The sequence below is a fragment of the Bacillus sp. R86525 genome, from assembly GCF_042466195.1.
In the GTDB taxonomy this organism is placed as follows: Bacteria; Bacillota; Bacilli; order Bacillales; family Bacillaceae_G; genus Bacillus_A; species Bacillus_A nitratireducens.
The window spans coordinates 323,736-336,606 of record NZ_JAXHPX010000007.1 but is presented as its reverse complement, the minus strand read 5'-3'; the positions used below and the strand labels follow the sequence as shown (position 1 = coordinate 336,606).

The following is a 12,871-nucleotide window of genomic DNA, read 5'->3' as shown; positions in this document are numbered from 1 at the left end:
ATATTTTGTCGACGATACCCTCTCTCATTTATTAAACTTATTTCTCATACCCATTAGGTTTCTTCTGATGCCAATCCCACGCATGCTCGATAATTGTCTTCACATTTACATACTCAGGATTCCATCCTAACTTCTCTTTCGCCTTTTGAGAAGAAGCTACTAAGCGTGCTGGATCTCCCGCACGGCGTGGTGCCATCTCAGCTGGAATCTCATGATTCGTAACTTCACGAACTGCATCAACGATTTCTTTTACACTAAAGCCATTACCATTTCCTAAGTTGTAGAAATCACTCTCTCCACCGTTTTGCAGGTCTTTAAGTCCTAAGAAATGAGCTGCCACTAAATCTTCAACATGAATATAATCACGGATACAAGTACCATCTGGTGTGTTATAATCATCACCGAACATCATAATCTTCTCACGTTGACCTAACGCCACTTGTAAAACAAGAGGAATTAAATGTGTCTCTGGACGGTGATCTTCCCCGATAATACCACTTGGAGTTGCACCAGCTACATTAAAGTATCTAAAAATCTTATATCTTAAATTAGAAGCTTGGCTATACCAATGAAGCATCTTCTCAATCGCTAGCTTCGTTTCACCATATGTATTCGTTGGATTTGTCAACGTTTCCTCAGTAATAAGATCTACATCTACCTCACCATACGTTGCCGCAGTAGAAGAGAAAATAAACTTATCTACTTTAAACTCATCCATTACTTCTAGCAAGCAAAGTGCACCATAAACATTGTTATTATAATATTGCAGAGGCTTCTCCATACTAACTCCAACTAAAGAATCAGCTGCAAAATGCATAACCGCCTCAATATTTTCTTGTTTAAAAACATCTCTTAAAAATCCTTTATCACGAAGGTCTCCATTATAAAACTTCGCACCTTCCGTAATTGCATCTTCATGACCAGTTTGTAAGTTATCTACTACTACAACAGATAGACCTTCATCCACTAATTTTTTAACAGCGTGAGAACCGATATAGCCAGCTCCGCCGCAGATTAAGATTGATTTCATTGTTTTCCCCCCACATATTTACTAGGATTTCTTTATTACTTTACTAATATAAAAGGTATACGATTGCTCGTATACCTTTTATATACCCTTCATTACTTAGCTACAAAATAATCCTAACTATCTTTACTTATGGTCACGATTATTAAAAATTACTGATTCAATCCAAGATGCGCTTTTAATTTATTCGTTAAGTCTTGTTTTGCTGCATCTGGAACATAGTAGTACCAAATCCCATCAGCGGCTTTATGGCCGTCTCCTGGGATTTGGATTTCTTCACTATTTTTCAAGCAATCTTTATAGTTCTTTTGCATATCAAACATTTGATCCTGCGTTAAGTTTGTTTTTACATTCTTTTGAATCGCTGTAAGTACATCTCCATAACTTGCTAAAGAAGAAAAACTTGCGCCTTTCTTAATAACAGCCTGCATCACTTGACGCTGACGCATTTGGCGTCCGAAATCGCCTCGTGGGTCTTCTTTACGCATGCGTGTAAATGCTAGTGCTTGATCACCTGTTAAGTGAATATTCCCTTTAGCAAAATGATGCTTATCTTGCGTAAATTCTAAATCATTATTTACATCTACCCCGCCAACTGCATCTACAATATCTTTAAATCCTTCCATATTCACTTCAATATAATAATTAATAGGAACATTTAAGAATTTTTCTACAGTCGCTACAGACATATCTACGCCACCAAATGCGTAAGCATGGTTGATTTTATCACTTTTCCCTTTTCCAACGATTTCTGTATATGTATCACGAGGAATGCTTACAGTCTTCATTGAATTATTTTTAGGATTTAACGTGATGACCATTAAAGAATCTGAACGGCCTTTGTCTTCACCGCGTTCATCTGCTCCTAATAATAAAATTGAAACCGGCTCACTATTACTAATTTTTTCTCCAACTTTATTGTTATTTTGATCACGCTTCAGAGGTTTATGAACCTCCTCTAATGTTTTAGATACAGAGGAATACACATTATAAGCGTAGATTCCTCCACCTATGATTAGTACCCCGATAATACCGAGTACCCAAAATAAAATTTTCTTTTTCATTATTTAAACCTTCCTTCTTAAACCTATCGTCAACCTAACTTACAATACATGTAAACCCTATTATACAGAGCAAAAAACAATTTAATAAAACTAAATTATATATCAATCCACAAAAAATAGACAAATAACAATTGTATATCGTTATCTGTCTACCATATATCTTAATATATTTATTCTTTCTTGTCACCAAGCGCAAACGTAATTTCTGTCTCACAAGCAATTTCACCATCTACAGTTGCAATTGCTTTCCCTTTTCCAATTGATCCTCGTACGCGCGTCATTTCAACTTCTAAACGAAGCTGATCACCTGGGCGTACTTGTCTTTTAAAACGACAATTATCGATACCAGCAAAAAATGCCAAACGGCCACGATTTTCTTCTTTTTTTAACATCGCCACAGCGCCAACTTGCGCTAAAGCTTCTACAATTAAAACACCCGGCATTACAGGATAGTCTGGAAAATGTCCATTAAAAAATTCTTCATTAGCTGTAACATTCTTTATTCCAATAGCACGCTTTCCTTCTTCTACTTCTAAAACTTTATCAACAAGTAGAAATGGATAGCGGTGAGGAATAATTTCTTTAATTTGTTGAATATCTAGCATATACTTCTCTCCTTAAACAAAATTGGTCATACCACCAGAAGTTATACTATCATTATCCCATTTCAGTCCTTATTTGTCATTAGAAAAAAACAACTTCAAAATTCTGCTTCCAAGTAAAAAAAATGTATACACTCTTTTCAATATAAATTATTACTGACACGGAGGTTGAAAAGAGTGTATACCCAAGTTAGGGAAAGGCAAATTATATCGAATATATTAAGCCTTAATGTCGTATTCATGGTTTATTATATATGACAAAAATCAGAAATAAAAACCTAATTTTCGACCTTTTTCGTATTAATTCCCTAATTTTACTTAGGATTTCTCTATTTTCCTTACATTCTCTTAAATGTGATATTTAGAAATATGAATTTTAATAAAAAAATAAAAAAATAAAAATGAAAACATCCTATAACATAAATATTGGATATTATGATAAAATGAATATAAAAATTCCGACCTAACTCTTCAACTTCAAATATATTGGCTTTTTAGAAAGGAGCGAACAAATGGCAAAAGGTGTACATACTATAGAATTAACGGCCTCCCCAGATCAAATTTGGAGCTTTATTAGTAATATAAATAATTGGGCCCCACTAGTTACAGGCTATGTAAAACATAAGATTATTGATGATAAACATTCAACTTGGCGTTTGCACGGTGATTTGGGATTTATTAAACGCGACGTTAGTCTACATGTTGAAATTATTGAATGGAACATGCCAGATAAAATTAGCTTTACAATGACTTCTCCAACCAAGAAGTTAATTGGCAGCGGCTTTTTCCATGCTGAATTAACCTCTCCCTCTACTACAAAGGTAACAAGTCAGTTAGAAATAAAAACAACTGGTACAGGAGCCTTCATTTTTAATGGAGCAATAAAACCATTTGTTCCCAAAATGACAAAGCAGCTTTCTAAAAAAGTCGCAGATAAATTAATGAAACAATTATAAAAAACCATCCAGGAAATTGCTTTAACAATACATTTCCTGGATGGTTTTTGTGAAAGTTAATTAGTAACCATTTCTGTTTTTAATAGTTTCTCCATATAACCTAATAACTCATTCTTTAACTCATCGTGCTGTAATGCCATTTCAATTGTTGTCTGAATGAATCCAAGCTTCTCCCCAACGTCATATCGCTTTCCTTCAAAGTCATAAGCGAACACTCTTTGAATCTCATTTAAACGCTGTATAGCATCCGTCAACTGAATCTCGCCACCAGCTCCTGTTTGCTGGTCTTCTAAGAACATGAAGATTTCAGGTGATAGTACATATCGTCCCATAATCGCTAAGTTGGATGGTGCTGTTCCTTGAGCTGGCTTTTCTACAAACTTACTTACTTGATAACTGCGACCCTTTTGTACCAGTGGATCAATAATACCATAGCGATGTGTTTCCGTTTCTGGAACGGTTTGAACACCAATTACCGATGAGTGTGTTTCCTCATATTGATCCATTAATTGACGTAAACATGGCGTTTCAGCTTGTACAATGTCATCACCAAGTAAAACAGCAAATGGCTCATTACCAATAAACTTACGAGCACACCACACAGCATGACCTAAGCCCTTCGGCTCTTTTTGACGAATATAGTGAATATTAATTTTAGAAGACTCTTGCACCTTCTTAAGGATTTCATGCTTACCCTTTTCTAGTAAGTTCTGTTCCAACTCAAAAGAATGATCAAAGTGATCTTCGATAGCACGCTTTCCTTTTCCAGTTACAATAATAATATCCTCAATTCCAGATTCAATTGCTTCTTCTACAATGTATTGAATTGTTGGTTTATCAACAATTGGTAACATTTCTTTTGGCATTGCTTTAGTTGCTGGTAGAAAACGGGTTCCTAATCCAGCTGCTGGGATAATAGCTTTTTTTACTGTTTTCATTCCTATTCCATCCTTACTTAATAACGTTTATTTTTAACCATATTGCTGCAAATTATAATCTATCTTTCACCTATTCTCTTTTAAAAATCACATGTTTAAACCACAAAAAATCTCAATATATATTCAATATTTTAGGCTTCTTAGTTTTTATCAGCTGCTTAACCTTTCAAAATAAGATTTATCTTTGTAAAAAAGATAAATCTCCAACAAAGCCTGATACTATTGTTTTTTCACTATCGATATTGATTGAACTTCTTTATGTGTTTCATCTGAACGTGCTGCAATATAATAACTTTTAGTTTCATAGAAATAATGTTTTTCATTATCATTGTTCATCATTGCGGTACCTAATACTTCATGTAATTTTGCAAATGACATTGAAATATCTTGAAACACAACTTCAACAACCTTATCTTCTAAAATAACAAATTGAATATTTCCATCTTTAACATTTCTTTTCCCAGCTTGATCCGGCAATGAAGTTAAAGAAGTAGGGTATTCTGATTTTAATTCATCCATTGGTTTCCCTAAATATCCTGGGGCACTTACAGTATTCGCACCATATACACGCTTTAATAAATAAGTTAAATCTGCTAGTTTTGTGTCTTCAACTATAGCATTTCCCGATTTAAACGGCTCCATATACTTTTCATTAATCCATCCATTTTCACCGTTTAATAGCTTAACTTCTAGCCATTCTTCATTTTTTTCTATATTCTTATCATTATTAACTACACTAAAAATATCACCAAAATTTGCTATACCTATTTTATCACCATTTACCTTAGCTTCCTTTCGGATACTAATCCCATTACTCTTTACAACGTACTTCTGTACCTTCTCTTTTTCGCTTATCTTGTTTTCGGATACAGTCTTACTTGAAACCACTTTTTCTGCACTGGTATCTGCCTTATTAGCACCTAACAGTGTATCTTTATAATAAATTCCTGCTACTAGCATCGTTAAAACAATAGCAGGTATAACAAATTGTTTCCTCTTTACCTTGCGATGAGGCTTTCTTTTAATACTTGCAGAATTCACTTGTAATAATCCATGTTGAAGATTCGATGCTTCTTCTTCTTTTTGCTTTTCTCGTTCTTCTGCAGTCATTTGATTATACTTCTTTAAAAATTCTTCGTAATGCCCAACTACTTCATGTATATCTCCATACTCTTTAAATCGACCATAATGTAGCCAAAGAGCTTTCGTACAGAAATTTTTCACTTGAGAAAGTGAATGACTAATAAAAAAGATAGTTTTCCCTTGTTCCTTAAATTCATTCATTTTATCTAAACATTTCTTAGTAAAAGTTTGATCTCCAACAGAGAGAGCCTCATCAATTACCAAAATATCGGGATTAATATGAACCGAAATCGCAAATCCAATTCTAGACTTCATCCCACTTGAATAAGTCTTCACTGGTTGATATATAAATTTTCCTATATCAGCAAACTCAATAACTTTTGGTGTAATCTCTCGAATTTGATCCTTTGTAAGACCCATCATTAAGGCTTTTAACTCAATATTTTCAATTCCTGTTAATTGGTTATTTAGCCCAGAAGAGATTGCAATCAACGATGCAGAACCATTAATTGTCACTTTCCCCTTATTCGGAATAGTGACACCTGCAATTAAATTTGATAATGTACTCTTCCCCGAACCATTTAAACCAACAATTCCAACAATTTCTCCTTCTGGCACTTCAAAACTGACATTATTTAAAGCATAATGATAATCACCATTATTGTCCCTAAAAAGTAAATCCTTTAATTTATCTGAAGATTTACTGTACATTTTATATTTTTTTGTAACATGTTCAAACTTTACTTTATAACTCATTGGATTATTCACCTTTTATAAGTAATCAACAAACTGCTTGCGGAATCTAATATGGAACATTGCCCCAATTACAAACAAAATAATTGTTACTCCCCAAAAATATAGTGTATACAATGAACCTATAAAACTAATACTTCCATGTAATAATGAAGATCTATATCCCTCAACTACATAGTAAAACGGATTTATCTTCATTAAAAATGCAAATATACCATTCATATGCTCACTTGGTTTCCACAAAACTGGTGTCAAATAAAAGAACATTCTTGTAATTGATTGAATAAATAAATGTACATCCCTAGAAATAGTAGAAATTGTAGAGGTAATAAAAGCTAAAGCAATTAAAAAACTAAATGTAGAAAATATACAATAAATCAATCCAACTATACCAAGAAAACTTATACCTTTAATACATATAACGATAAGTATTAAAACTGCCAGTAACACTAAATGTGTATATAACTGCGATAAAATAATATAAGTAGGTATTACACTCAATGGAAAATTCATTTTAGAAACTGTATTTAGTTTAGCATAAATAGAATTTGATCCTTGAATAATTGAGCCATTTATAAAAAACCATGGAATAATACCACATATCATCCAAACGAAGAACGGAACTCCTTCTACAGGAGCTCCACCTCGAATTCCTAAACCAAATACTAACCAATATACAAAAATTTGAATTAAAGGGTTCAAAAATACCCATATAATCCCTAACGTACTAGCAGCGTATTGCTGTTTAATTTCATATATAGAAAGCCTTCCCATTAAATATAAATTATCTAATTGCTCTTTAATAACATTTTTTATAGCTTTCATACAAAAACCTCATCCGATTGTAACATTTCGTGAATATTCCCGAAATTAACGACTTTCATTTTTCCTTTTTTATTTAAAGATATACAATTTCGAGCATCAAATAAAATTGGTCGGCGCATTTTTGAAACAAATTGGCTGTACTCCATAGCTTTAAACTCATTATGATCGGCCAATACTAATATTAAATCTGCACCTTCTACAGCTTCTTCCGCCGTTTTCAAATTAAATAACGCACTCTTAACATAAGGATCATGGATTGATACGTTATATCCTTTTCGATATAACACATCAATGATCTCTAAAGCCGGGCTTTCTCGCATATCATCTGTATTCCCTTTATAAGCAACCCCAAATACAGCAATTTTAGGAGAATCAATTCCTTTAAGCAATTGTTCAATATTCTCGCAAACGTACAATGGCATAGAAACATTTACATCACGAGACATCTGAATAATATTCGCCATTTCCGGTGTTTTTGCTACAATAAAATATGGATCGACCGCTAAGCAATGTCCTCCCACACCAGGACCTGGTTGGTGTAAATTTACACGTGGATGCTTGTTGGCCATTTTAATAACATCCAATACATTTATTTTTAATTTTTTACATATTTTTGCCAACTCATTTGATAATGCAATATTTACATCGCGGAATGTATTCTCCATCAATTTAGACATTTCTGCTGTTTTGGCGTCAGTTTGAATTATTTCCCCCTTCACAAACAAACTGTACACTTTGGCCGCCATTTTGGAACAAGCTGGAGTAATCCCTCCTACGATCCTATTATTAAAAATAATTTCGTCCATAATCTTTCCTGGCAAGACTCGCTCTGGACAATGTACTAAAAAGACATCTTTCCCAACTACAAAACCAGCATCTTCTATTAAAGGTTTTATAAAATCGTCCATACTCCGAGGAGCAATTGTTGATTCTATAATTAATGTGTTTCCTTTTCTAATATTAGGAATTACCTCTTTAACGGCTGTTAAAACACCCGTTAAATCACATGATTTATATTCATCATCTTTATTTGGTGTAGGCACGGCAATAATAAAAATATCTGCTCCGACCACATCAAGAGAAGCAGATAGTTTTTTCTGCTTTATTGTCTCCTGAACAATCTCTCCAAGTCCCGGTTCTTCAATATGAATTTCCCCTTGATTTAACTTATCTACAACGTGTTGATTGATATCCACTCCTACTACTTCAGCACCATGTTTCGCAAACATGGCAGCTGTTGGGAGACCAATATATCCTAAACCTACTACACAGACTCTCATAAATTAATCCTCCACTATAACCTCTACTACCCCATAAAATTAACAGTTTTCATCCGATTTAAGGTAAATTCTTAAATATTCTTCTAATTCGACCTTGAAAATTTGATAATACCTAGATTCATAATGAAAGGGCGCTAATCCCCACTTATGCTCATAATCTGCGACAAAACTATTATCTTGAAGTAAGTCTATTACTTTTAAATTAGGATGATTGAATGTAACATAATTATAATATCCAATCAGTAGTTTATTATGTTTCTCAATTTCCTCTAAATTGAAGTACTTATTATACATACCATCAAACCTTTTTATAATCCCATCTACATTCCTAAAAGAATTTAAATAGAGTGCCCTATGAAGTATAACCTTTTCAGGTTTTATAAACTTAAATAATTTATACAAAAAATTGTCACATGCAATTTTCCAGATATTTATCGTTTCGTCCTTTACTCGATATAATTGACTTTCAATATTTAACTTATTAACCAACCCTGATTCTAATAGAAAATCGCTTCTCGTAATGATAGAACCTTCACCTATGTTAAAGCAATCATACCGCTCATCCATAAAATCAATAATTAATAAATCTAGATCTAAAGGAATATGCTCAAACCAATTTTTTCTAAAATCCGCTTGAAGGGTTTTGGTACCAAATTTAGTATGATGTTGAATATCAGATATATCATTTATAGGCTGGGACTCTAGACTAATTAAAGATGACTTAGAAATATAAAAAGCTATTTCATAATCTCCCTCAATATTTAAATTAATATTGTTATCAAAAACGTCCCGCGTAACACAACTTCCTATAATACCAATCCTTTTTTTCATAAAAACTACCACCATATAATTATTTCAACAATTATACACTTATTAATTCGCCCTAATTTCCATTTCTTCTATAGATTTAATAGTTCTATAGCAATTATTTCTATCTCGAACATTAAATATTTCTTTTGCCTTTTTGCTCTGTTTAGCATTTAATTTAAAATCATTTTGAATAAACTTCTCTAGTTCATCCAAAACAAGTTCTTTTTCATTTACTACCTTCCCCATATCACGATAACGTATATATTCAGAAGGTCTATAATGGAATTTTTCAGGATCAAATTGATATAAAATCACTGCTTTATCCATATATAAGAAATCAGCTGAAACAGATGAATAATCTGTAATTAACAAACTATTTTCTTTCAGTAAATTTTGCACAGATGCTTGTTGTTTTGTGTGGATTACAATTCTTTCATTCTCGAAATTAAATAAATCAATAAACCTTTGCATCTCACTATGAATGTAGAAATTAACTTTCAAATCATACCTTTCAAGCATTTCTATAAAACGGGAATCATTAATTAAATCGTTATATCTACGATAATATTCCGAGTACACAAATTGTTTACGCGATTGATGACGTAAAAAATCTCGCCATGTTGGCATAATCAATATTTCTCTTTTTACATCATTTTTATAAAGATTATCAAAACGACTTAATCCCACATTCTTTACTGTCTGCTTCTCATAACCCAATTCTTTAATTACATATTGTCTTTCATACTCAGAACTTGTAATAAATAAATCATATGGATTTTTTTCTTTAAAAGTCCATTTACTCACATCATGAATATATACACCGTGTTGTAAAAACACTTCTTTAGCATTAATATATTTTGCAAATTTCTTTTGGAATTCCCTTCCTGGTCTCGGGAAAGAAAATGTTAAAAAGTGGTATGCTGAAATGTAAACTTTAGCGTGCAACATCATCAATTTATGCTTAAAACTTGAATGATATATTATATTCCCATGCGATTTTACATTTTCAAGCTGCTTTGCATCTTTATCAATAATATAATATAAATTCAAATCAGGTCGATGAGTTCTACAATACTTAAATAAGTGATAGCCATTATCTTCTGCTTGATCATTTCTCTCCCCAATTAGCCATATATTTTTCTTCCCATAATACGATTTAGTCATAAAGTAACAAATTAACAATAATGGATTCGAAATTTGCTCCTTAATATTCGTATACATTTTTTTTACCATTCTTATAGGAGATGTAATAATCCATGACTTGGATTTCTTTACATTTTCAAGCTTGACATCTCGGCCTTTTAGATTTTCTAATCGCTCTTCATAATACTCTTTTGATAATTTTACGCTCAATAAAGAAATTGCTTGCTCATAATTTTCTTCATTAATTAACTTGATTATTAATGTGTTTAGTTTATTAAATCTTCGAATACTGTATACATTTGCTCTTTTCATTAAGTTCAAATAGTTTATTAGAACTTCTTCTTTCAACTCTTCTGGCAATTTATTAAAATCATAGTCCAGTCTAAATATAGCATTTCTAACAAGAATGTAATTAATTGCTCCATATACCGATTTTATGACATTTAGCTTCTGACAGTACTCATATAAAATAGCATCTAGCTTCCCAACTTCGTGGGATATTTCGTACGAATGGACGTGAGAAAGAGAAACATCCTTATCTTGATTTCTTACCCGATAGTTATAAACTAAGTTAGGCATATAAGAAAATGTTTTTGCTTTAATTAATACTTGTTTCACGAATGCTTCTGAACAGTAAATTGGTAACTCTTCGTTAAATTTAATTTCACTTTCTCTTAAAAAAGAAGTATTCACAAGTCCAACAAATTTATGAAGCAGCACTGATAAAATTTTTGGATTCTCTGTTACAGAAGTTTTAAGCATTTCCAGCTGCATAAATGATTGTTTATAATCCCAAGAGATAATATTTTTTTTCTTAGTAACTCTTACTAAACCACCTAATACTAAATTTATTTTATCCTCTTCTATTTGTGTGTATAGATCTGCCAAAGCTGTTTTAGCAAAATAATCATCACCATCTAAAAAAGTAATGTATTTTCCTACAGCCTTATGTATTCCAAGGTTTTTCACTATAGCTTGGTTACCTATATGGCTTTCTGACTTAATCACTTTTATATTTTTATGTTTTTTAGAATACCAGTCTAAAATTTTTAGTGTTTCATCATCTGAGCAATCGTCTATCACTAAAATTTCAACTTTATTTAAATCAAAAGTTTGACTTAAAATAGAATTCATACATTTTTTTATGTACTTTTCAAAGTTGCACGTATTTACTACTACCGAAATTTCTATACTTTTATTCATGTCCTCACCTCAAAGGTTTTTTATTTTGAAACGAATACTAGTTTTTTCATTTTCAAAGTTAATTTAGCCCTAACTTTTCGAAAAGGCTTAGTCACCTTCCAATATTTCGACTTATAAATACGATTTAGTTCAGTTGATGCTATTTGCAATTCCCTTTGGGCTTGAAAAGCTTCATTTCTTTTCACTTTTAATTCAATATATAATATAATATTCCCTAAATTTCCCTCTTTAAAAAATTTTATAAGACCTCTATCGAATTCTATTAATTCCTCTAAAAATTCATTATCAAATCTTAATAAAGTAGGACGCGCCAAATTTATAATTTCTGTTTGCTCTTTAATTGATAATGTAAGAAATTCATCGTTCAATCGATAAATAATTGATTGAACTGTTTGTAAATTAGAATTTTTGTACATGTCCATCTTCTGTAAACTACTAAAATTACCAAATATAATATTATCAGCTACAACGAAATTTGAGATTGCCTCATACGGTTCCAACTGTGTAAGAGAATTTTCTTCTTCTTCATCTCTCATTCTGTAAAAATATACATTTTCCGGAATATAACTAAATCTTTTAGCCAATAACATAAGTTGATTACATATAATAAAATCTTCACCTAATTTAATTGATGGATTAAATTGAATTTTATGCTTCTTAAAAAAAGATGTTTTGATTAATTTATTTACTAAATAACCTAAGACAGATAGAAATTCTGGTTTCTCTTCTATCTTTATATTTCTATGATACCTTTGTAACATAGAGGTGTTTAGTTGCGGTTGTTTCCATTGTTTCTGTGAATTAAAGCGAACTAAACTTCCCATTACAAAGTCTGATTTATACGTTTGAGCATATGTATATAATTTCTCATAAGCATCCTTAGGAACATAATCATCCGGGTCTAGAAAAATTAAGTACTCACCTGTTGCTCGTTCCACGCCTATATTTTTAGGCGTAGAAGGCGAACCTGTATTTTTTTCTAAATGGATTGATATAAAATTCGAATATATTTCACTATATTTATCCATAATTGATTTTGTGGAATCTGTAGAACAATCATTTACCATAATAACTTCTAAATTCTCTATACCAATTGTTTGATTCACTAAAGAATTTAAACACTCCTCTATATACATCTCTACATTGTATATAGGCAAAATCACCGAAACTAGTGGCTTTTTCAAATC

At 31.7% G+C, this 12,871-nt stretch carries 11 protein-coding genes; 1 reads left to right on the top strand and 10 read right to left on the bottom strand.

The features are described 5' to 3' along the window. Positions 1-37: 37 nt before the first annotated feature. The 3 genes from galE to fabZ all read right to left on the bottom strand — a co-directional run bounded on the left by galE (position 38) and on the right by fabZ (position 2,696). On the bottom strand, positions 38-1,030 hold the full coding sequence (gene galE, locus SJY24_RS04055; RefSeq protein WP_377863820.1) for a UDP-glucose 4-epimerase GalE: 993 nt from the start codon (positions 1,028-1,030) through the stop codon (positions 38-40). 149 nt (positions 1,031-1,179) lie between these two features. Next, a complete protein-coding gene (tagU, locus tag SJY24_RS04050; protein ID WP_377863819.1) occupies positions 1,180-2,091 on the bottom strand; it encodes a polyisoprenyl-teichoic acid--peptidoglycan teichoic acid transferase TagU in 912 nt (303 codons plus the stop codon). A 170-nt stretch (positions 2,092-2,261) separates the two neighbouring features. After that, a complete protein-coding gene (gene fabZ, locus SJY24_RS04045) occupies positions 2,262-2,696 on the bottom strand; it encodes a 3-hydroxyacyl-ACP dehydratase FabZ (protein ID WP_000884320.1) in 435 nt (144 codons plus the stop codon). A 509-nt stretch (positions 2,697-3,205) separates the two neighbouring features. Between fabZ and SJY24_RS04040 the strand changes: the two genes are divergently transcribed. Then, complete coding sequence (locus SJY24_RS04040; RefSeq protein ID WP_377863818.1) at positions 3,206-3,649, top strand: SRPBCC family protein; 444 nt, start codon at positions 3,206-3,208, stop codon at positions 3,647-3,649. A 56-nt stretch (positions 3,650-3,705) separates the two neighbouring features. Here SJY24_RS04040 and galU read toward each other — a convergent pair whose 3' ends face one another. The 7 genes from galU to SJY24_RS04005 all read right to left on the bottom strand — a co-directional run bounded on the left by galU (position 3,706) and on the right by SJY24_RS04005 (position 12,868). Next, positions 3,706-4,587 carry a UTP--glucose-1-phosphate uridylyltransferase GalU gene (galU, locus tag SJY24_RS04035; protein ID WP_377863817.1) on the bottom strand — a complete coding sequence of 294 codons (882 nt, stop codon included), beginning with the start codon at positions 4,585-4,587 and terminating at the stop codon, positions 3,706-3,708. 219 nt (positions 4,588-4,806) lie between these two features. Beyond that, entirely contained in the window at positions 4,807-6,426 is a 1,620-nt protein-coding gene (tagH, locus tag SJY24_RS04030) for a teichoic acids export ABC transporter ATP-binding subunit TagH (RefSeq protein WP_377863816.1), read from the bottom strand. A 15-nt stretch (positions 6,427-6,441) separates the two neighbouring features. Then, on the bottom strand, positions 6,442-7,248 hold the full coding sequence (locus SJY24_RS04025; protein ID WP_098631974.1) for an ABC transporter permease: 807 nt from the start codon (positions 7,246-7,248) through the stop codon (positions 6,442-6,444). After that, positions 7,245-8,528: a nucleotide sugar dehydrogenase gene (locus tag SJY24_RS04020; RefSeq protein WP_098631972.1), complete on the bottom strand. Its 1,284-nt coding sequence runs from the start codon at positions 8,526-8,528 to the stop codon at positions 7,245-7,247. The genes SJY24_RS04025 and SJY24_RS04020 overlap by 4 nt, the downstream gene beginning before the upstream one ends. Before the next feature lie 39 nt (positions 8,529-8,567). After that, positions 8,568-9,359 (bottom strand): DUF6270 domain-containing protein, encoded by a 792-nt coding sequence (locus tag SJY24_RS04015; protein WP_377863814.1) that lies wholly within the window; start codon positions 9,357-9,359, stop codon positions 8,568-8,570. A gap of 42 nt (positions 9,360-9,401) precedes the next feature. Continuing rightward, positions 9,402-11,684 carry a bifunctional glycosyltransferase/CDP-glycerol:glycerophosphate glycerophosphotransferase gene (locus SJY24_RS04010; RefSeq protein ID WP_377863813.1) on the bottom strand — a complete coding sequence of 761 codons (2,283 nt, stop codon included), beginning with the start codon at positions 11,682-11,684 and terminating at the stop codon, positions 9,402-9,404. 20 nt (positions 11,685-11,704) lie between these two features. Beyond that, positions 11,705-12,868: a glycosyltransferase family 2 protein gene (locus tag SJY24_RS04005; RefSeq protein WP_098631966.1), complete on the bottom strand. Its 1,164-nt coding sequence runs from the start codon at positions 12,866-12,868 to the stop codon at positions 11,705-11,707. Positions 12,869-12,871: the final 3 nt, after the last annotated feature.